This window comes from Nonomuraea sp. NPDC049504 (assembly GCF_040676845.1).
Taxonomy (GTDB): domain Bacteria; phylum Actinomycetota; class Actinomycetes; order Streptosporangiales; family Streptosporangiaceae; genus Nonomuraea; species Nonomuraea salmonea.
This window is the reverse complement of sequence record NZ_JBFAPT010000031.1, coordinates 1-19388: the sequence shown is the minus strand read 5'-3', so window position 1 is coordinate 19388 and position 19388 is coordinate 1. Positions and strand designations below refer to the sequence as shown.

Here is a 19388-nt window from a genome sequence, read left to right as displayed (position 1 = left end):
GGGGCGAAATTCACTGCGCGCCCGCCGTGTTCAGCGCGGGCTCCTCGACGGCGACGCTCTGGAGCCCGTACTTGTCCATGATCTTCTTGTACTCGCCGTTCTTGAAGATCTCCTTGAACGCGTCGAGCATGACCGGGCCGAGCCCGCTCGACTTGGGCACCAGCATCGCCAGCTGGTCCACGCCGGCGCCCTGCTCGTCGGTCTGGGTGACGTACGTGAAGGCGTCCTTCTCCTTGCTCAGCACGTCGAGCGCGGCGCTCTCGGTCATGCCGGCGGCGTCGGCGCGGCCCGATCTGGCGGCGAGGATGGTGCCGTTGGTGTCGGCGAGGCCGATGAACTCGATCTTCGGCTTGCCCTGCTTGGCGCACCAGTCGGTCAGGCGCTTGGCCTGGTCCTCCACGATGCTGCCCGCGGTGCCCGCGACGCGCTTGCCGCACAGGTCGGCCGAGCTCTTGATGGCCGCGGACCCGGACTTGGGGATCAGGTAGGAGGTCCTGGTGACCATCCACACGATCGCGTCGAACTGCTTCTCGCGTTCGGCGGTGTCCTTGACCGGGCCGTTGAAGGCGTCGTAGCGGGAGGCCAGCATGCCGGACAGCGCCGCGGGAAGCCCGTTGACGATCGAGATCTCGGTGCGGACTCCCAGCACCTTGCCGAGCGCGTCCTGCAGCTCCTTGTCGATGCCGGTGACGGTCTTGCCGTCGTTCGCGACGATCCGGTAGGGCGGATGCGAATCACCGGCAAATCGGATGACGCCCGCCTCCTTCACGGCATCGGGTAGGGCGTCGTACAGAGCCGTCGCGCCGGCCGGCCGCTGCGGCTCACCGCCGCCTCCGCCGCACGCCGAGGCGGAGGCGAGCGTCACGGCCGCCGCGCCCGCGAGCATGGTCCTGGACAGTCTCATGGTGGTCCTTCCGCGACCGGCTAATGATGCAGTTAGTTTTGCGGTCGTTGGGGCAAGTGTCACATCTCAGGGTGCACACCTGTCAAGGGCCCACTGTGCGGCGGGGACGGTCAGGAGGGGGTGAGAATGGCGCCGGTCCCGTGGTGGGAGACCAGGCCGGCCAGCGCCGGGTCGAACTCCGCGACGATCTGCCTGACGCGGAACTCGGCGAGCGGCCCCAGGGTGTCGTAGATCTCGACGAAGAGCTTGCGCGCCGCCGCGCGCGGCCAGTCGGCGGGCAGCAGCTCGGCGGGCAGGTCGGGATCGTGATTGGGGAACGTCCGCCAGGTGTCCATGATCCCCGAGCGCGCCACCAGCGCCTCCGACGCGCCGACGGTGCCCCTGCGCACGCGGTCGAGGAGGGGCGCGTACTGGGCGGCGAAACCCTCGTACGTGCGGCGCAGCTGCTCGAAGTCCCACGCCTCCTGCGGCGCCCGCATGCCGGGCAGGTCGAGCGCCTCGGCGCGGAAGACCGTCGCCATGGGGATCTCCAGCTCGCTCAGCACCGCCGCCGCGCTGTCGGCGTCGGCCCTGGGCGAGACCCACAGCCCGTCGTAGAGCGGGGCGAAACCCAGCCAGCGCAGCCGCGCGCGCAGCGTGTGGCGCAGGTCGCGCTGCTCCTCGGAGATGGAGAACGCGGCCATCACCCACCTGCCGTCCCAGGCCCCCTGCTCCAGGCCGAAGGACATGATCCGCTCCCGGCCCTCCTGCAGCACCGCGGCGGCCTGGTCGGTCAGCCGGTAGTAGGTGCGCCGCCCCGACTTCGACGACACCAGCAGGTCCCGCTTGGTCAGGCGGCTCAGCGCGGCCCGCGCCGCCACGGGGGAGACGCCGAACTCCTCGGTCAGCCGCACCAGCGCCGCCGAGGGCAGCTGCTCGGGCCGGCTGATCCAGTAGTCGCCGAGCAACGTGGTGATCAGGTGCTGCGGGGGCGCGCCCACCTGGTAGCGCGGAAAGTCGACGTCTACAGCTTCGGCCAGTTTCCGGTCATTCACATCCCGAGTATATTGACAACGTTTACGCGTGCGGTCGTTGCCATGTTGTCATGCTTTGTGATGCGGTCAGCCGTCGGTGAGGAGGTCGAGGCGAGCCCGGTCGGTCGTCTCGTCGAAGGTCGTGCGGCGGTGCGCCGCCGGCGACTCCAGAGCGGACACCTGAGCGAAGGTGTGATGCGCCGCCAGGCCGGCCAGAGCGGGGTCGAACCCGGCGAGGATCTCGCGGAACCGCTCCTCCGCCGGCTTGCCCAGGGAGTCGTAGATCCGCACGCACAGCCGCCTGGCCTCGTCGCGCGGCCAGCCCGCGGGCAGCAGTTCGGCGGGCAGGTCGGGGTCGAGCGCGGGGAAGACCCGCCAGTCCGTCATGATCGCCGTACGCAGCCGCAGCGCCTCGGCGGGCGCCGGGCTCGAGCCGGCCAGCCGCTCGGCGACCGGCCGGTGGGCCTCGATGAAACGCGCGTAGCGCTCGCGCAGCGCGCCCACGTCGAAGGCCCGCTCCAGCACCGGCTCGAGCTCGCCGCCGGCGACCTCGCGGGCACGGAACACCGCGGCCCCGCGCACGCCCAGCCTGCCCAGCAGCGCGACGGCGTCCTCCGCCCGGTCGTGCGGCGACACCCACACCGCGTCGAACACCATGCCGAAGTGCAGCAGGCGCAGCCCGTCGCGCAGCAGGCGGCGGACGTCGCGCTGGTCCTCGGGCACCGAGAACGTGACGACCGTCCACCGCCCGTCCCACAGCGGCGTGGCCGCGCCGAACGTCAGCAGCCGCCGCATGTGCGCCACGATCACGTCGTGCGCCCTGGGCGGCAGCCCGTACGCGGTCGTGCGGCCGTTGCGCGAGCTGGTCAGCAGCCCGCGCGAGGTGACCCGCCGCAGGGCGGCGCGGGCGCCCGCCGGAGTGATACCGAACTCCTCCAGCAGCCGCACCAGCGCCGCCGACGGGATGTGCTCCTGCCGCCAGAACCAGTAGTCGCCGAGCAGTGTGGTCAGCAGGCGCTGGGGCTCGGCGCCCTGACGGGCTCTGGGCAGGGATCCGGGCTCCGGCGACGCGGCCACCAGGTGTCCCCCCATCGTCAGGCTCCTCGGCCGGGACGGCCGTCCCGGCCACGGGCGGGCTCGCCGGGCTCGGCTTGCGTGAATCCTACGTCCTCACCGATCACGCGCACCCCCTTCACCGCAGCCTTCACCGTGGCCTTCATCGTGGCCTTCATCGCGGCACGTGCGGGCGCAGGAAACGGCCCGGATGATAGGCGGTGAACTCCGCCGTGCCCAGGTCCGGGTACGCGGCGGCCAGCCGGTTGAGCCGGTGCGCGCCGGTGTCCGGCCACCGCCCGGTGGCCACCCGGTCGTGCAACGTCCGGACGGCGGCGACGAACTCGGCCCCGGTGTAGCGGCAGTGGCCCGGCCGGTCCACGAACGCCTGCCGCAGCAGCGGGTTCTTCCCGGCGTGCCGGACCGCGTCGGCGTACGCGCGGGCCTGGGTGACGGTGGGGTAGTTGTCGCCGCGCTCGTGCATCGTCAGGACGGGGACGCCGAGCCGGCCGCGCGGGGTGAAGTAGTCCTCCATGTAGGAGACCGCGCGGGGATCGGCGGCCACGCGGGGCGCCTTGGCCAGGGCCGCGAGGTCGGCGTCCAGGTTCAGGCCCGCGCGGTCGTAGAGGGCGCGCACCTGCTGCAGGCGTCCCGACTCGCGCAGCTGCCTGCGGTAGTCCACGCCGGTGTTCCACGAGAAGTTCCCGCCCGCCCGCTGCTCCAGCGGATGGCGGGGGGAGAAGACGGTCGGCATGAACGCCGCGTACTCCTGGGCCTGCTGCGCCTCCCAGTCGCGCGGCGCGGGCTCATCGGTGCCGGGCACCGACCAGGTCGAGACCTGGGCGAAGGACGCCGCCAGCGCGATGCGGGCCCGGCCGGCCGCGCTCTGCTGGGCGGCGTCCAGGACGGTGCGGGCGGCCGTGGTGCTGCGCGCCTCCTCCTCCGCCGAGGCCAGGCGGACGAGCTTGATCGCGTCCTCGCCCGGCGCGAGCAAGGTCTTGAACGCGAACGCCGCGTCCAGCGACTGGTTGAGCATCGCCACGGGCCCGGCGACGGATGCGCAGTACGGCAGCGCGCCGTCGATCAGGTCGGGCCGGAGCTCGGCCAGTCCGGCCGCGATGGCGCCGCCCATCGAGGCGCCCCATGCCAGGGTGATGGCCGGGTCGCCGGCCTTCTCGGCGAACGTCGCCAAGGTGTCGGCCGAGGCTTTGAGCGTCTCCTCGACGGCCCAGCCGTCCCCGTAGGGCCGGGAGCCGGCGAGCGCGTAGCCGTGGGCCAGCAGCCACGCGCGCGAGGCGGCGTCGCCGCCGAGGTCGGCCGGCAGGTGGTCCGGGCCGGCGCCCTGACCGTAGCCGGGGGTGAACGTCAGCACGGTGCCGTTCCAGCCGCGCGGGACCTCGATGGCGTACGTGGCGCCGCTCGGGTGCACGCCGGTGAGGCTGAGCGCAGCCGCCTCGGCCGACGCCGGTGGCGTGAGGGCGAGCGCGGTCGCCGTGACCGAAACCACGGCCATGGTGCGAGATGCCCGTTTGATCACTGTACGGGGATTGATGTCCGCCTCCAAGGGTGGGAAGCTGCCAACGCGAGAAAGACAACACATGGCTGGACGCTCGTCCGAAATGAGCCGCCGATGTTATTAGACACAAATCTTACGGTCGTCACATAAGTGTTGACAATGGTGCCGGTGCTGCTTACTTTGGCCCGACCACCTGCATGTGAGGAGCCTCGATGTTCCGCAAGTCAGCTCTGGGCGCCGTCGCGGCATGTGCCGCGATCGCACTCCTGCCCGCCTGCGGCGCCGGCCCCGGAAGCACCCGCAGCGCGTCCGGCGACGGCGGCCGGCCCACCGAGCTGGTCTTCGCCGCCATCCCGTCGGAGCAGAGCGACAACCTGGAGGCGTCGTTCGCCCCGATCACCTCCGCGCTCGGCAAGGAGCTCGGCATCCCGGTGCGCTTCCAGGCCGTCACCAGCAACGCGGCCGTCGTCGAGGCGCAGGTCGCCAGGCGGGTGGACGTCGCCGTCTACGGAGCCTTCAGCTACTACCTGGCCCGCACCCGCGCCAAGGTCGAGCCCGTCGCCGTCCCGATCGCCGCACCCGACGGCGAGCCCGGCGCCTACGCCTACGGCGTGACCCGCGGCGACGAGAGCGGCATCGCCTCGCTCAAGGACGTCGCCGGCAAGGACGTCTGCTTCACCGACCCGGGCTCCACCACCGGATACCTGCAGCCCCTCGCCTCGCTGCGGGAGGCCGGCGTGGACGTGGACAAGGACGTCAAGACGGTGTTCACCCACGGCCACGACACCGCCGTCGCCTCGCTGCTGGCCGGCGACTGCGACATCGCCTTCGTCGGCGACGTCTTCATCGACCAGCTGCTGCCCGCCCGCGGCCAGCTCAAGCCGGGACAGGTGACCAAGGTGTGGACCTCGCCGCTCATCCCCGGCCCGCCGATCGTGGTCGGCACCTGGCTGCCGCAGGACATGCGCGACAAGATCACCACCGCCGTCACCGGCCTCACCGCCACCGGCGCCGCCTCGGCCGGGCTCTGCAAGGGCAGCGAGATCAAGGGCCCGAAGACCTGGGGACCGCACGCCGGCGCCTCCGCCTGCACCCTCGGCACCTCCACCGCGTGGACGTTCGTCAAGGCCACGGACGCGACGTACGAGCCGATCACCCGCATCTGCGAGATCACCAAGGCCGAGGTGTGCACGTCCGGTGGCTGAGCAACTCTCTGTGAACAGTCCCGAGACCGGCTCGGCGAGCAGTCCTGGTGGCGGCTCGGTGGAGGGCGAGCCCGTCCTGCGACTGTCGGGCGTCGGGAAGAGCTTCAACGGCGTCACCGTCCTCGACGACGTCTCCCTAGAGGTGCCGCGCGGCCGCTTCGTCGCGCTGACCGGCCCCTCGGGAGCCGGAAAGTCCACCCTGCTGCGGCTGGCCAACGGCATGCACCTGCCGGACCGCGGCACCGTCAGCACGCTGGGGGAGGACCCGGCCGCCTGCTCCCGCAGCCGCCTGCGCGCCCTGCGGGCCAGGGTCGGGTTCGTCTTCCAGCAGTTCGGCCTCGTCGGGCGCCTGTCCGCCATGGAGAACGTGCTGATGGGCGCCCTCGCCACGCTGCGCCTGCCCCGCTACGGGGTGATGAGCTACCCGCGTGCCCTGCGCGTCCGCGCCGTCGAGCAACTCGACCGCGTCGGCCTGGCCGACCAGCGCTTCCAGCGCTGCGACACGCTCTCCGGCGGTCAGCAGCAGCGCGTCGCGGTGGCCCGCACCCTGCTGCAGAGCCCCGAACTGATCCTCGCCGACGAACCGGTCGCCTCCCTCGACCCGGCCGCCAGCGTCCTCGTCCTCGACACCCTCAAGCGCATCAGCACCGAGGACGGCATCTCCGTCCTGTGCAGCCTGCACCAGGTAGAACTCGCCCTCACCACCGCCGACCAGATCGTGGCCCTCCGCGACGGCCACCTGATCCTGAACGAACCCGCCACCACCCTCACCCCAGCCCGCCTCCACGAGATCTACACCCCCACAGGTGAGGCCGATGCCTGACGTATCGGCGCCGTCCGGGCAGGCGAGCGCGAAGGCCGGCACCGTCTCCGCCCCACCTTCTCCCGCCCCCAAGGATCCCGGCCCCCTCCGGCCGCCCGTGAGCGTCCGAGGGCTCGTGGCCGGTGGGTTGCTCGCCGCGGCGGTGGGCGTTGCCTGGGTGGCGTTCTGGTGGATCGGGTTGTCGCCGGTCACGCTCGCCGCCGGGCTTGATGACACCGCGCGGTTGCTGGGGCGGATGTGGCCGCCCACCCTGCCCGCCGCCGCGGACGTGGCGGCGATGATCGCCGAGACGTTGCTCATCGCGGTCGCCGGGACCGGGCTCGCCACGTTGGCGTCGGTGCCGTTGGCGTTCATCGCCGCACGTACCCACCAAGGAACCCCGTGGCTGCGGCCGGTCGCTCGGACGGTGATCGTGCTGACCAGGGCCGTGCCGACGCTGGCGTTCGCGATCCTGTTCGTACGGATCTTCGGACTCGGCCCCCTGGCGGGCGCGCTCGCCGTCGCCGTGCACTCGGTCGGCATGATCGCCAAGCTGCTCGCCGACGCCATCGAGGAGGCCGACCCCGCACCCGCCGAGGCGGCCCGCGCCTGCGGCGCCCGCGAGGCGCAGGTGGCCGCCGCCACCGTCCTGCCCCGCGTGTTCCCGGCGCTGGTCGCCATCGTGCTGTACCGGCTCGACATCAACATCAGAGCCTCCGCCGTGCTCGGCATCGTCGGCGCGGGCGGCATCGGCGTGGCGCTGCAGACCGCGCTCGGCAGCCTCAACTATCACCGCGCGGCCGGCATCATCTGCGTGATCGTCGCCCTCGTCCTGCTGCTCGAACTGCTGTCGGTGGCCCTGCGCCGCCGAACCAGCGGGAAGACGGAGGGGACGGCGCTGCCCGCCGGCCGGACCCCGTACGACGTCGGCTGGGACCGCGCCCGCGTGCTGCGCGTGGCCGGCGCGACCATCACCGGCGTGATCTTCCTCGCGTCGCTGTGGTCCCTCGGCCCCGACCCCGGGCGGCTGTCCAGCGCCTGGCCCAACCTGCAGAGCGTCCTCACCGGCATGTGGCCGCCCGCCTTCTCGGCCGACCTGCTCATGGCGGTCCTGGAGAGCCTGCTCATGGCGCTCGGCGCGGCAGCGGCCGGCGCGGCATGCGGCTTGGTGGCGGCCCTGCTGACCGCCACGGGCACCGCCCCCTGGCGCCCCCTGGCCGCCGCGCTCAGGGTGCTGCTCGTGGTGGTCAGAGGCATCCCCGACCTCGTGTACGCGCTGCTCTTCGTGGCCGCGCTTGGCCTGGGGCCGTTCGCCGGCTTCCTTGCCCTGTGGATCTCCTGCACGGCACTGGCCGCCAAGTTCTTCACCGATTCGCTGGAGCAACTCGACCCGCTGCCGCGCGAGGCACTGACCTCGGTCGGCGCCGGCCGGTGGCAGGCGTTCACCGCCGGGACGTGGCCGCAGTTCGTGCCCGCCTTCACCGGCAACGGCCTGTTCGTCGCCGACCTGGCGCTGCGCGAGTCCGTCGTGCTCGGCATCGCGGGCGCGGGCGGCGTCGGCTACCTCATGCAGGAGTCGATCGCCACCCTCCGCTACGACACCACCGCCGCGATCATCATCGCGATCGCCGTCGTCGTGTACGCCATCGAGACCCTCGCCCGCGCCGCGCGCCGCCACCTGCTGTGACCGCCCCCGGACGAGCCCATGACGAAGGGACCTCATCATGACCACGGACCGGAACTCCACCGCGGGCTGTGAACGTGCCTCCGACTGGGACCCCACCGCGCCCGAGACCTTCGACAGCTCCCACGGCGTCTATGCCGACCTGCGGCGACGCTGCCCCGTGCCGTGGAGCGACGCCTTCGGCGGCTTCTGGGCGGCCACCCGCTACGCGGACGTCGTGCGGGTGGCCCGCGACAGCGCGACGTTCAGCACCGCCACGCAGAACGTCGTCCCGCACGTGCCGCGCACCCAGCGCCGGCCGCCGCTGCACTACGACCCGCCCGAGCACGGGATCTACCGCGCCCCCATGGACCGGGTGCTGCGCCGCGCCGTGCTCAGGCGCCTCGAACCGGCCTTCGCGCAGGCGGCCCGCGAACTGCTGGAACCGCTGCTGGCGCGCGGCGGCGGAGACTACGCCAAGGAGTTCGCGCTGCCGTACGCGGCGCAGTGCTTCGCGATCTTCCTCGGCCTGCCGGTCGAGCAGGTGCTGGAGATCCGCCGTATCGGCGTCGAGTACAGCTTCGCCATCCAGGAGATGGACCGGGCCCGGATCATGACGGCCAGCGAGGAGCTGTACGCCATTGCCAGGACCATCGTCGCGGACCGCCGCGCCGATCCCAAGGACCCGGACGAGGACCTGGTGTCCAGCCTGCTTGCGGCGTCCGGTGACCCCGAGCGGCCGATCCCGCCCGACCTGGTCGTGGCCACCGTACGGCAGACCGTCGTGGCCGGCATCGGCGCGCCGCACGCCGTGCTCGGCAGCGCCGCCGTCCACCTGTCCCGCGACCCCGGGCTCCAGGACCGGCTGCGCGCCGACCCCGCCCTGCTGCCGGCGGCCATGGAGGAGCTCCTGCGGCTGTACGCCCCGTACCGCGTGTTCGCCCGCACCGCACTCCGCGACGTCGAGCTGGGCGGACGGACGGTACGCGCAGGAGAGCCGATCGCGATGATCTTCCCCTCGGCGAACAGGGACGAGACGGTCTTCGACGACGCCGACCGGCTCGACCTCGACCGGCGGCCCAACCGCCACCTCGCCTTCGGCCGCGGCCCGCACCGCTGCCCGGGCGCGGCGATGGCCCGCATGGAGCTGGCCGCCGCGCTCGGAGAGCTGCTCGCGGGCACCGACCGGGTCGAACCGGATGGCGAGGTCGAGATGTTCAACTGGCTCGAGTTCGGCCCCAAGTCCGCACCGCTCCGCCTCGTCCCCCGCACCTGACCCCCGGCACGCCGGCCCGCGGTCGTCCGCCACGCCCTTCGTTCCCACCCCCCGTTCCGGCACCCTCTTGCCGGCTTCGCCCATCGATTGTGGAGGCAACCACCCATGTCGGCCCCCTTCAAGACCGCCCGGATCCTGCTGGCGGCGACCCTGGGAGCGGTCGTCCTGGCCGGCTCCGGCACCGCGACGGCCTCGTCCCCCGGGAACCCGCCACCGCCCGAACCACCGGCGGCCCCGGCTCCGGCCATCCTGCCCACCGTCCGCGAGGCCGCCGACGGCCTCCCTGGCCACACCGTCTACCGTCCCGCCGACCTGAAGAAACTGCGCAAGGACAGCCTGCCCGTGATCGTCTACGGCAACGGCGCCTGCGCGGCGAGCAACCTCGAAGGCATCACCTTCCTCACCGGCCTGGCCTCCCAGGGGTACATCGTGGTGGCCAACGGCGGCGTGGCCGACTTCCCCGTCCCGAGCACCCCTGAGCAGACCATCGCGCACCCGGAGGCGCTGCTCGCCGCCGCCCACTGGGCCACCGAGTCGAAGCAGGCCCGCAAGCAGTTCGACGGACGCGCCGACACGACCCGCGTCGGCGTGCTCGGGCACAGCTGCGGCGGCGTCGAGGCACTCGCCGCAGGAACCGACCCGATGATCGACGCGGTCGCCGGCTTCAACACCGGATACCTCCCCGACCCCTTCTTCGGCGGCTTCGGACGCGACCGCCTCGCCGGCCTGCACACCCCGACGCTCCTGGTGAACGGCGGCCCGGACGACGTGGCGTACCAGAACAGCATCGACAACTACGCCCTCCTCGACGTCCCCGCCGTCCTGGCCGCCCACGCGCCGGCCGGGCACGTCGGCCTCATCGCGGGCCTCCAGGCGACGACGGGCTGGCAGGTGGCCGCGGACTGGTTCGACTACGTCCTGCGCGGAGACCGCACCGCCGGGGCGCGTTTCATCGGCCCCGACTGCGGGCTGTGCACCGAGGACGGCTGGACCGTCGAGTCGAAGGGACTGCCGCTGTGATCCGCCGCGCCGCCATCGTCTCCCTGGCCATCGCGGTGACGACCACCGCCGCCGGCCTTCCCGCCATCGCCGAGAGCGGTGCCACCCCGGCCGTCGCCGTCGGCGCCCGCGGTGGCACGCCCTGCCTGCCGGACTCGCCGTCCCGTCCCACCTGCATCAGCGGCACGCTCAAGGACGGCACACCGTACGAGTTCGTCGTCCCGGCCCGCTGGAACGGCACCGTGGTCGTCGCCCTCGACTTCGCCGGCCCCGGCCGCACCGAGCAGCTCACCGCGCGCCTGCTGGCCGACGGCGTGGCCAGGGGCGGCACGAGCCGGGCGATCACCGGCTGGAACATCCGCGCCGCCATCGACAACCAGGCCGAGGCCCTGGCCCGGTTCGAGCAGGCGTACGGCAAGGCTCGCAGAGCCATCGCCTCCGGGACGTCGATGGGCGGCTTCGTCTCCGCCGGCGTCGCCCAGGTTCACCCCGGGAAGTTCGACGCGGCCGTCCCCATGTGCGGCGGTCTGAGCGGCTCCGTCGCCCAGTGGAACCAGAAGCTCGACACGGTCTTCGTGCTGGAACGCCTGGTCGCGCCGGGCCTCCCGGTCATCGACATCCCGGAGGACGTCGAGTCGGCCCGCCAGGCGTGGATCGACGCACTCGCCGCCGCCCAGCGCACCCCCGAGGGCCGGGCCCGCATAGCGCTCGCCGCCGCGATCGGCCAGCTGCCCGCCTGGGGCAGGAACCCCGACGGCATCACCCCGCCGCCTCCCGCCCCCGGCGACGCCGCCGGCCTGGAACAGGGCGCCTACCTCGCGCTGGCCGGCGGCCCCCTGCCGTACGTCGGGCAGGCCATGAGCAGCCGCCGCCAGATCATGCAGGTGGTGGGCGGCAACCCGTCCTGGAACACCGGCGTGGACTACGCCAAGCAGCTTCGCGAGGCCGACCCCGCCCTGCGGCGCGCCGTCGGGAAGCTGTACGAGCAGGCGGGGCTGAAGCTGACGGACGACCTGAAGACCCTGGCCAAGGCACCTCGCATCGCCGCCGACCCAGACGCCGTGGACCGGTTCGCCCGCGGCATCGTCCTGGACGGCAAGCTGCGCATCCCCGTCCTCACCCTGTCGAACATCGGCGACCAGATCTCGACCGTCGCCCAGCAGCAGGTGTACGAGGAGAAGGCACGCCGGGCGGGATCGGCGTCCCTGCTGCGCCAGACGTACACCCGCAGCGCCGGCCACTGCGACTTCACACCGGCGGAGCAGCACGCCGCGCTGACCACCATGTTCGACCGCCTGCGCACGGGAAGGTGGCCGGCCACGTCCGCGCCCGCGATGAACGCCCGCACCGCGGACCCCGCCGCCCGCTACATCCCCTTCACCCCACCCCGCTTCAACCGCCCGTAACCAGCTGCTTACGGGTCCTTGCTCTTGCCCCTACCCTTCTCCGGGCACGTGCCGTACGAACCGACCGAGCAAGGACCCGTGCCCATGCAAGCCATCATTCAGGACACCTTCGGCGGCCCGGAGGTGCTGCGCCTGGCCGAGGTGCCGCGACCGGTGCCCCTGCCCACCGAGATCTTGGTACGGGTGCACGCCGCCGGCGTCAACCCCGTCGACTGGAAGACCCGCCAGGGCTCCGGCATGGCGGCGGTGCTCGGCGACCCGCCGTTCGTGCTGGGCTGGGACGTCTCCGGCGTGGTCGAGGAGACCGGCTTCGGGGTGACCCTCTTCCAGCCGGGCGACGAGGTGTTCGGCATGCCGTGGTTCCCGCGCCAGGCGGGCGCGTACGCCGAGTACGTCACCGCCCCCTCCCGCCACTTCGCCCGCAAACCCCGCTCGACCAGCCACGAGACCGCCGCCGCCATCCCACTGGCCGCCCTGATCGCCTGGCAGGCCCTGATCGACACCGCCCACATCGGCACCGGCCACCGCGTGCTCATCCACGCGGCGGCCGGCGGCGTCGGCCACCTGGCGGTGCAGCTGGCCAAGCACGCGGGCGCGCACGTCATCGGCACCGCCCGTTCGGAGAAACACGACTGGCTCCGGGACCTGGGCGCCGACGAACTGATCGACTACACCACCACAAACTTCGAGACCGCCGTACGCGACGTGGACGTGGTTGTGGACCTGATAGGCGACGCCGTGGACCGGACCAGCACCCGCTCCCTGCAGACCCTCCGCCCAGGCGGCCTGCTGGTGGCGGTCCCCTCAGGCGTCGCCCCCGAACTGATCGGCCGCGCCCGCGAGGAAGGCATCCGAGCCACCGGCATCCTCGTCGAACCCGACGGCGCCGCCCTCACCCAGATCGCCACCCTGATCGACGAGGGCAACCTGCTCGTCGAGGTGGAACGCACCTACCCACTCGCGCAGGCCGCCGAAGCCCACCGCCACGGCGAACAGGGCCGCACCCGCGGCAAACTCGTCCTCACCCTCCCCTGACCGGATTGTCGGTCAGGTCCGGCAGCATGGCCGGCATGGTTTCCTACCAACTGGTCATCGACTGTGTAGAGCCTGAGCGGATGGTGCGGTTCTGGGCGGGGGCGTTGCGGTATGTCGTGGAGCCGCCGCCCGGTGGGGCCGGCACGTGGCGGGAGCACTGGCTCAGGCTCGGGGTGCCGGAGGAGGAACTGGGGGAGGGCGACTGCGCCGACAGCATCGTCGATCCCGAGGGGTGCGGGCCGCGGATCTGGTTCCAGCAGGTGCCCGAGGGCAAGGTCGTCAAGAACCGGTTCCACCTGGACGTGCGGGTGGGCGGCAGGCGGGAGGAGGCGCCGCTGGAGGTCCGGAGGGCGCGCGTGGATGCCGAGGCGGAGCGGCTCGTCGAGGCGGGGGCGTCCGTCGTGCGGGTGCTCGCCCAGCCCGGGATGGATCATTATGCGGTGGCGATGCTCGACCCCGAGGGGAACGAGTTCGACGTCGTCTAGCTTCGCTGGGGAGGCTCGTGCATGAGCAGGCGTCGCCGGCTCCTCGCCGACCTCGTGGAGCTGCGCCGGCCGGTGGATGAGGTCGTGGGCGTGCTCCGCTCATTCCCGTGGGACGTCGAGCGTCCGCTGGTGCGGGTGCGCGCCGACGACGTGGTCCGGCTGCTGCGGGCGTACCTGGCCGGAGCCGTTGACGCGGAGACGGTCACCGCGTGGGCCGATGCCCTGGAGGTGCGGGACGACGTCGGCATCGAGGACGGTCTACGGGGCTTCTTCACCGAGGCGTCGGCGCCTGAGCTGTTCGAGCCGGTGTCCGCCGCCTTCGCCGCCCGCTGGTTGGATGCGCTCTCTTCGTGATCGGGCAATTTCGCGGTCCTGAACGGCCGTACACCCTTCGGTGATCGCTCTCTCCTCGGTGAGGGACCCTCCGGCGGAACGGGGGAGCGTTGGGACGGCGCGAGCGACCACTCGATCCGACTGACGGCCCCTCGCCCGCCGGCGCCGTACCTCGGGCCGGCCCGGTTCGAGGCGGCGGGCCACGAGCGGTCCGGCGGTCACGTCCGCGGATCCGCTCCCCAGCGACTGCGGGAGCGGGTCCGGCGCGAGCACCGGGACCAATCTCGGCTACCTGGGCCCGGTGCAAGAAGGGGTCGGGTACGTGGGCGCCCTCGAGATCCGCATCAGAAGTCGGGGGAAGACCGGTATCGGCAGCGGGCCCAGGGCGCGGGCCGGCCGTATCTCAGAGGCCTTTTGCCCGGACGGCTACCCCATCCTGGTTGACCACGAGTACCGCATCAAGACGTACCAGGACGCTCAGCGGTAGCCCGTGACGTCGGCCGGTTTGCCCGGGTCCTGGACCTCCACCAGGTAGCGCCAGCAGTCCGGGCGGGAGCCGTCCACGTCGGTGAAGCCGTACTCCAGGGCCAGTCGCCCGCTCGACAGCGACTGCCCGCTCCACCGCATCAGGTCCGGGTCGGCGGCCAGCGCGGCGACCGCGCGGCCGACGTAGCGGGGTGACTCCGAGATGGCGAAGTGCGGCTCGCGGGTGGTGGCGTCGCGCCAGTTCTCCTCCGTCACCCCGTAGTGCTCCAGCATCATCTCCGACCTGAGCCAGCCGGGGGTCAGCGCCACGGCCGCGCACCCGTACGGGCGCAGCTCGTGCGCCTGCGCGTACCCGAGCCGGATGACGGCGCTCTTGGCCTGGTCGTAGAAGAATGAGACGCGGTAGTTGTGGTCGTTGTACTCCTTCGTCCCGTCGGTCATCTCCACCACCAGGCCGCCCGGCCGCTTGATCAGCAGGGGCAGCATGAAGTGGCTGGTGATGACGTGGGTGTCGATGGCGAGCCGGAGCAGGCGCAGGCCGGCGTCCAGGTCGTGCTCCCACAGCGGCTTGTCCCACTGGGCGAGGAGCTCGCCGCCCCAGATGTCGTTGACGAGGACGTCGAGGTGGCCGTGGTCGCGGCCGATGCGCTCGGCGAGCGACCTGACCTGGTCGCGGTCGAGGTGGTCGGCCGGTACGGCGATGCCGTGGCCGCCGGCCGCGCTGACCAGCTCGGCGGTCTCCTCGATGGTCTCCGCGCGGTCGTACTCGGATCTCTTGTGCCGGGTGCTGCGGCCGGTCACGTAGACGGTGGCGCCGGCCGCGCCCAGCTCGACGGCGACGCCCCGGCCGGCGCCTCGCGTCGCGCCCGCGACCAGGCAGATCTTGCCCTTCAGGTTGCTCATACGGCTGAACGTAACGAGGAAACCCGACAGGGCGTGTCATGTTTTTCAGCGGGTCGTGAAGGCACCGCCGTTCACGTGGATGGTCTGGCCGGTGATGTGCCGGGCGCCGGGCGAGGCGAGGAAGAAGACGGTCTCCGCGATGTCACCGGGCGTGCCGGCCCGTTTCAGCAGCGTCTCCTCCACCAGCGCCTGATGGCGTTCCTCGGTCATGCCGCCGCCGAAGAAGCCGGTGCCCGTCACGTAACCGGACGAGATGACGTTGCAGGTCACGTCGCGGGCGCCCAGCTCGGCGGCCAGCGAGACGTTCCAGGCGGCGAGCGCGGCCTTGGCGGCGCCGTACGAGCCGCCGCGCCGTTCCGCGCCGATCGAGCCGATGCTGACCACCGTGCCGCCGGGCGCCAGCCGGTCGCTCACGGCGGCCGTGGTGAGGGCGGCGCCGACCACGTTCAGCGACAGGCTCGACTCCCACTGCAGGGCGAGCGCCTCCAGCGGCGGCGTGCCCTCAGGGGCGGTGGCGGGCAGGCCGCCCGCGGCGTTCACGAGCACGCCGAGCGGACCGTCCAGCTCGGCCGCCAGCGCGGCGACCTGGTCGGGACGGGTGGCGTCGCAGGCCAGCCCGCGCACGCCCAGCTCCTCGGCAGCGGGCTCGACGGTGGCGGCCCGGCGGCCGGTGATGACGACGTCGGCGCCGTCGGCGGCGAAACGGGCGGCGACGGCCCGGCCGATGCCGCTGGTTCCCCCGGTGACCAGTACGGTCCTGCCCATGTTTCCTCCTGACGACGGGTATGTTTAGCCCTAAATATAGCGAAGGGTCGTGACATGGCTGACATCCCCACCAGTCCCGCGGAGATCGCCGCCGCCTGGCAGCGCGAACGTCCCGGCACGCCGACCTCCTCCATCGAGATCGTCACGCCGATCTGGCGGCTGGCGAAGATGTTCGCCGACGACCGGGCCCGCGTGCTGCGCGCCGCCGGGATCGACGCCGCCACCCTTGACCTGCTGTCCGTCCTGCGCCGGTCCGGGCCGCCGTACCGGCTCAGCACCCGCGAGCTCGCCCGCCGCACGCTCGTGACGGCCGGCGCGATCTCGCAGCGGGTGGCCAGGGCCGAGCGGACGGGACTCATCCGCCGCGCGCCCGGCGGCACCGCCCGCAAGAGCGTCCTCGTCACGCTGACCGACGAGGGCCACGCGCTCATCGAACGCTCCGTGGACTCGGTGCTCGGCCGCGAGGCGTCCCTGGTCGAGGGCCTGACCCCGGAGGAGCGCGGCACGCTCGTCCACCTGCTGGACAAGCTGACCGCCGACGTCCGGCAGCGGCTCTGATCAGCGGCGCAGGGCCGCCGCCGTCGCGACCGAGGCCGCGCCCAGCAGCAGCGCGGGGACGAGATAGAGCAACGTCGAGGCGCTGACCAGGTCGAACGGCTCCAGCCCCAGCGCCGTACGGCCGAGCGCGACGGCGAACAGGCTCGCGTACCCCGCGATGGCCGCGCTGATCGCCAGCAGCCGCGCCCGGCCGGACCACCTGCCGAACCCCATCAGCCAGGCCAGCCCCGGCAGCACCTGGATCGCGTGCATCGGCACCGCGTGGGCGTACTTCATCGCGCCCGCCTGCCCGTACGTGGTCATCGAGTGCGTCAGCGGCGAGACCCCCGCATCGAGCAGGCCGATCCCGTGCACGATCATCCACATCCCGACCACCTGCGCCGCCAGCAGCGCCAGCATGCCGCCGCGGATCGCCCACGCCATCGCCGCGTCCGCGGTGCACGACGTGAACGCCGCGACCGTGATCAGGAGGAGCGCGGTGACGGTGACCGCGATCGTCACCCCGCCCCCGGTGAACAGCGCCTCGTCCAGCGCCGTCATGTCGTTGAAGTGCGACGGTACGCCCCGCGCCCGCTGCACGCTCACCCACAGCACCTCCAGCGCGGTCGAGCCGCACAGCAGCACCGACACCAGCCACCCCGACCACGCCGGCGCCCGCAGGAGGCCGCCGATCCAGCCGAGCGTGAGCGTGGTCAGGCCGAACGAGACGCCGAACGTGACCGGCTTGCGCCACGACAGCGAGCCCTCCGCCGACCCGCCGACCACCGCCCAGACCACGCCGTGCGCGAGGCCGGTGAGGATGAGAGCGGCGCCGACGACGTACGCCAGCCGCTGGTGGCCGCGCGCGTCGTCCCAGAACGTGCTGCGCAGCGACGCCCACATGGCGTGGGGGAGGGGCGGGTGAATCGTGGACATGGGGGGACCTCCTGGTGACAGCGGATGAAGGACGGCGAACCGGTGTTCCAGCGGGATCCCTATGACCTCGAACGGTAGACGCCGGCCGCCCGCACCGGATCCCCCGCCACGACGAACCACGCGCTCACCCGCCCCGGGGAGCCTCCCCCCTCGGAGGGAGGCCAGCGGCGCGCGAACGCACCTGTCTCCTCGACGGTGGTCGACATCGGCGCCGCGCTGTGGGGGCACCGGTCCTCGGGGGAGGCTCCCTCCTTGGAGGGAGGTCAACAGCGGCGCCGCGCCCCATACTTGGGCGTATGCCGACGAAACGTGTGGCGGCCTGGCTCCGGGAGCATCCGGTGGCCGCTGACGGGGCGCTCGCCGTCCTCCTCGCGGTGATCTCCCTGATCGCGCTCTTCGTCCGCGCCCCCATCGAGCACATGCCGCCCCCGGGCCCGCTCGCCGTGCTCCTGGTCCTGCTCGTCACGCTGCCGCTGACCTGGCGGCGCCGCCATCCGCTCTGGATCAACCTCGGAGTGGGGGCGGCGTCGGCGGTGTACGGGGCCTCGCCCTACCCCGACCTGGTGACGCCGGTGGCGCTGGGCGGCGTCGTCGCCCTCTACACCATGGTGGCCTGGTGCGGCAGGACCGTCTCCATCGTCGTCGGCGTGCTCACCGGGCTCAGCGTGGCGGTCGTCTCGCTGGTCCCGGCCACCGACAGCGACCTGCTGGACGTCGCCTTCACCACGCTGCTGCTGGCCGGAGCCTGGGTGCTGGGGGACAGCGCGCGGATCCGGCGGGCGTACACGGCCGAACTGGAGGCCAGGGCGGAGCTGCTGGCCCGCGAACGCGACTTCCAGGCCCGCCGCGCGGTCGCCGCCGAACGCGCCCGCATCGCCCGCGAACTGCACGACGTGGTCACCCACCACGTCAGCATGATGGTCGTGCAGGCCGAGGCGGGACCCGTGCTCGCCGAACGGGACGGGGAGGCGGCCGAGCGGACGTTCGACACGATCGCCGGCATCGGGCGGCAGGCCATGACCGAGATGCGCCGCCTCCTCGGCGTGCTCCGCGACGAGGACCCGCCCGAGGAGGGACCTGCGGGGGAGGGCGCGTTCGCTCCCCAGCCCGGGCTGGCGCAGGTGCCCGACCTGATCGACCAGGCACGCCGCGCCGGGGTGCGGGCCGAGCTGCAGATGGACGGCCGCTCCTGGTCGCTGCCCGCCGGGGTGGACCTGTCGGCGTACCGGATCGTGCAGGAGGCGCTGACGAACGTGGTCAAGCACGCGGCGGGGGCGCGGGTACGCGTACGCGTCCGGCACACCGACCGCGACCTGCACATCGAAGTCCACAACGAAGGCAGCCCCACCGGCATCGGGTCGGACGGCGGCACCGAGCGCGACGGACGCGTCAGCAACGGCGAGGACCGGGATGGATCAGCCGGACAGGGTTTGATCGGCATGCGAGAACGCGTCCACCTCTTCGGCGGCGAGCTGACCGCCGGCGCCCGCTCGGGCGGCGGCTTCGCCGTGATCGCCCGGCTCCCGATCGGCGGCCCGCGATGACGATCAGGATCGTCGTGGCCGACGACCAGGAGCTGGTACGCGCCGGCTTCCACGCGATCCTCGACGCCCAGCCCGACATGGAGGTGGTGGCCGAGGCCACGGACGGGGCGCAGGCCGTCGAGGCCGCCCGCCGGCTGCGGCCCGACGTCGTCCTGATGGACGTGCGCATGCCCCGCATGGACGGCCTCGAAGCCACCCGCCGCCTGGCCGGCCCCGGCACGGCCGACCCGGTCAAGGTCCTCATGGTGACCACGTTCGACCTGGACGAGTACGTCTACGAGGCCCTGCGCGCGGGCGCCAGCGGCTTCCTGCTCAAGGACGTCCGCCGCTCCGGCCTGGTGGACGCCGTACGCGTGGTGGCCGCCGGTGAGGCATTGCTGGCCCCGTCGATCACCCGGCGCCTGATCGGCGAGTTCGTCCGCACCCGCCCACCCGCTAGGGCGCGTTTCGGAAGTGATCTGAGTGACGGTCGCGTTGAGGTGTCGTAGATCGACAAAAGAAGAGGTCTCCGGTAGATGAGTCAACGA

The 19388-nt window shown here is 72.6% G+C and carries 18 protein-coding genes and 1 pseudogene; 12 read left to right on the top strand and 7 right to left on the bottom strand.

The window, feature by feature from the left end; translation table 11 throughout:
* Positions 1-10: 10 nt before the first annotated feature.
* From AB0K28_RS41975 to AB0K28_RS41960, 4 genes are all read right to left on the bottom strand, one after another.
* Complete coding sequence (locus tag AB0K28_RS41975; protein ID WP_345404798.1) at positions 11-904, bottom strand: transporter substrate-binding domain-containing protein; 894 nt, start codon at positions 902-904, stop codon at positions 11-13.
* Between the two features lie 110 nt (positions 905-1014).
* Positions 1015-1938: a PaaX family transcriptional regulator C-terminal domain-containing protein gene (locus AB0K28_RS41970; RefSeq protein WP_345404801.1), complete on the bottom strand. Its 924-nt coding sequence runs from the start codon at positions 1936-1938 to the stop codon at positions 1015-1017.
* Positions 1939-2004: 66 nt separating this feature from the next.
* Entirely contained in the window at positions 2005-3009 is a 1005-nt protein-coding gene (locus AB0K28_RS41965; protein ID WP_364381484.1) for a PaaX family transcriptional regulator C-terminal domain-containing protein, read from the bottom strand.
* A gap of 136 nt (positions 3010-3145) precedes the next feature.
* On the bottom strand, positions 3146-4483 hold the full coding sequence (locus tag AB0K28_RS41960; RefSeq protein WP_364381481.1) for an alpha/beta hydrolase: 1338 nt from the start codon (positions 4481-4483) through the stop codon (positions 3146-3148).
* Positions 4484-4698: 215 nt separating this feature from the next.
* Between AB0K28_RS41960 and AB0K28_RS41955 the strand changes: the two genes are divergently transcribed.
* The 9 genes from AB0K28_RS41955 (at position 4699) to AB0K28_RS41915 (ending at position 13711) form a co-directional block, all read left to right on the top strand.
* Positions 4699-5691 carry a phosphate/phosphite/phosphonate ABC transporter substrate-binding protein gene (locus AB0K28_RS41955; protein WP_345404813.1) on the top strand — a complete coding sequence of 331 codons (993 nt, stop codon included), beginning with the start codon at positions 4699-4701 and terminating at the stop codon, positions 5689-5691.
* 10 nt (positions 5692-5701) lie between these two features.
* Positions 5702-6514, top strand: coding sequence for a phosphonate ABC transporter ATP-binding protein (locus tag AB0K28_RS41950; RefSeq protein WP_364381478.1), 813 nt, complete (start codon positions 5702-5704; stop codon positions 6512-6514).
* On the top strand, positions 6507-8180 hold the full coding sequence (gene phnE, locus AB0K28_RS41945) for a phosphonate ABC transporter, permease protein PhnE (protein WP_364381475.1): 1674 nt from the start codon (positions 6507-6509) through the stop codon (positions 8178-8180). The genes AB0K28_RS41950 and phnE overlap by 8 nt, the downstream gene beginning before the upstream one ends.
* A 37-nt stretch (positions 8181-8217) precedes the next feature.
* Entirely contained in the window at positions 8218-9432 is a 1215-nt protein-coding gene (locus AB0K28_RS41940) for a cytochrome P450 (protein WP_364381472.1), read from the top strand.
* A gap of 105 nt (positions 9433-9537) precedes the next feature.
* Positions 9538-10452, top strand: a complete 915-nt coding sequence (locus AB0K28_RS41935) for a hypothetical protein (RefSeq protein WP_364381469.1) — start codon at positions 9538-9540, stop codon at positions 10450-10452.
* On the top strand, positions 10449-11837 hold the full coding sequence (locus AB0K28_RS41930) for an alpha/beta fold hydrolase (RefSeq protein ID WP_364381466.1): 1389 nt from the start codon (positions 10449-10451) through the stop codon (positions 11835-11837). The genes AB0K28_RS41935 and AB0K28_RS41930 overlap by 4 nt, the downstream gene beginning before the upstream one ends.
* Positions 11838-11921: 84 nt before the next feature.
* Positions 11922-12872, top strand: coding sequence for an NADP-dependent oxidoreductase (locus tag AB0K28_RS41925; RefSeq protein WP_364381464.1), 951 nt, complete (start codon positions 11922-11924; stop codon positions 12870-12872).
* 35 nt (positions 12873-12907) lie between these two features.
* Positions 12908-13357, top strand: coding sequence for a VOC family protein (locus AB0K28_RS41920; protein WP_364381462.1), 450 nt, complete (start codon positions 12908-12910; stop codon positions 13355-13357).
* Positions 13358-13378: 21 nt separating this feature from the next.
* On the top strand, positions 13379-13711 hold the full coding sequence (locus AB0K28_RS41915; RefSeq protein ID WP_364381460.1) for a hypothetical protein: 333 nt from the start codon (positions 13379-13381) through the stop codon (positions 13709-13711).
* Between the two features lie 456 nt (positions 13712-14167).
* Here the strand turns inward: AB0K28_RS41915 and AB0K28_RS41910 are convergent, their stop codons facing one another.
* On the bottom strand, positions 14168-15079 hold the full coding sequence (locus AB0K28_RS41910; RefSeq protein ID WP_364381457.1) for an SDR family oxidoreductase: 912 nt from the start codon (positions 15077-15079) through the stop codon (positions 14168-14170).
* Between the two features lie 45 nt (positions 15080-15124).
* On the bottom strand, positions 15125-15844 hold the full coding sequence (locus AB0K28_RS41905; protein ID WP_364381454.1) for an SDR family oxidoreductase: 720 nt from the start codon (positions 15842-15844) through the stop codon (positions 15125-15127).
* Positions 15845-15898: 54 nt separating this feature from the next.
* Here AB0K28_RS41905 and AB0K28_RS41900 point away from each other — a divergent pair, with 54 nt between their 5' ends.
* Positions 15899-16402: a MarR family transcriptional regulator gene (locus tag AB0K28_RS41900; protein WP_345404838.1), complete on the top strand. Its 504-nt coding sequence runs from the start codon at positions 15899-15901 to the stop codon at positions 16400-16402.
* Here the strand turns inward: AB0K28_RS41900 and AB0K28_RS41895 are convergent, their stop codons facing one another.
* The gene (locus AB0K28_RS41895; protein WP_364381451.1) at positions 16403-17317 is read right to left on the bottom strand and encodes a hypothetical protein; all 915 of its coding nucleotides are present in this window, start codon (positions 17315-17317) and stop codon (positions 16403-16405) included. It lies immediately after the preceding gene.
* A gap of 296 nt (positions 17318-17613) precedes the next feature.
* Here AB0K28_RS41895 and AB0K28_RS41890 point away from each other — a divergent pair, with 296 nt between their 5' ends.
* Positions 17614-18861 carry a histidine kinase gene (locus tag AB0K28_RS41890; protein WP_364381448.1) on the top strand — a complete coding sequence of 416 codons (1248 nt, stop codon included), beginning with the start codon at positions 17614-17616 and terminating at the stop codon, positions 18859-18861.
* Positions 18858-19292: pseudogene (locus AB0K28_RS41885) on the top strand (response regulator transcription factor); the annotation flags it as partial. The gene AB0K28_RS41890 and the pseudogene AB0K28_RS41885, both read left to right, overlap by 4 nt.
* Positions 19293-19388 lie beyond the last annotated feature (96 nt).

Coding starts and splice junctions, on each gene's coding strand:
- AB0K28_RS41975 (WP_345404798.1), bottom strand. CDS start 904: ATGAGACTGTCCAGGACCATGCTCGCGGGCGCGGCGGCCGTGACGCTC.
- AB0K28_RS41965 (WP_364381484.1), bottom strand. CDS start 3,009: ATGGGGGGACACCTGGTGGCCGCGTCGCCGGAGCCCGGATCCCTGCCC.
- AB0K28_RS41960 (WP_364381481.1), bottom strand. CDS start 4,483: ATGGCCGTGGTTTCGGTCACGGCGACCGCGCTCGCCCTCACGCCACCG.
- AB0K28_RS41955 (WP_345404813.1), top strand. CDS start 4,699: ATGTTCCGCAAGTCAGCTCTGGGCGCCGTCGCGGCATGTGCCGCGATC.
- phnE (WP_364381475.1), top strand. CDS start 6,507: ATGCCTGACGTATCGGCGCCGTCCGGGCAGGCGAGCGCGAAGGCCGGC.
- AB0K28_RS41940 (WP_364381472.1), top strand. CDS start 8,218: ATGACCACGGACCGGAACTCCACCGCGGGCTGTGAACGTGCCTCCGAC.
- AB0K28_RS41935 (WP_364381469.1), top strand. CDS start 9,538: ATGTCGGCCCCCTTCAAGACCGCCCGGATCCTGCTGGCGGCGACCCTG.
- AB0K28_RS41925 (WP_364381464.1), top strand. CDS start 11,922: ATGCAAGCCATCATTCAGGACACCTTCGGCGGCCCGGAGGTGCTGCGC.
- AB0K28_RS41920 (WP_364381462.1), top strand. CDS start 12,908: ATGGTTTCCTACCAACTGGTCATCGACTGTGTAGAGCCTGAGCGGATG.
- AB0K28_RS41915 (WP_364381460.1), top strand. CDS start 13,379: ATGAGCAGGCGTCGCCGGCTCCTCGCCGACCTCGTGGAGCTGCGCCGG.
- AB0K28_RS41910 (WP_364381457.1), bottom strand. CDS start 15,079: ATGAGCAACCTGAAGGGCAAGATCTGCCTGGTCGCGGGCGCGACGCGA.
- AB0K28_RS41905 (WP_364381454.1), bottom strand. CDS start 15,844: ATGGGCAGGACCGTACTGGTCACCGGGGGAACCAGCGGCATCGGCCGG.
- AB0K28_RS41900 (WP_345404838.1), top strand. CDS start 15,899: ATGGCTGACATCCCCACCAGTCCCGCGGAGATCGCCGCCGCCTGGCAG.
- AB0K28_RS41895 (WP_364381451.1), bottom strand. CDS start 17,317: ATGTCCACGATTCACCCGCCCCTCCCCCACGCCATGTGGGCGTCGCTG.
- AB0K28_RS41890 (WP_364381448.1), top strand. CDS start 17,614: ATGCCGACGAAACGTGTGGCGGCCTGGCTCCGGGAGCATCCGGTGGCC.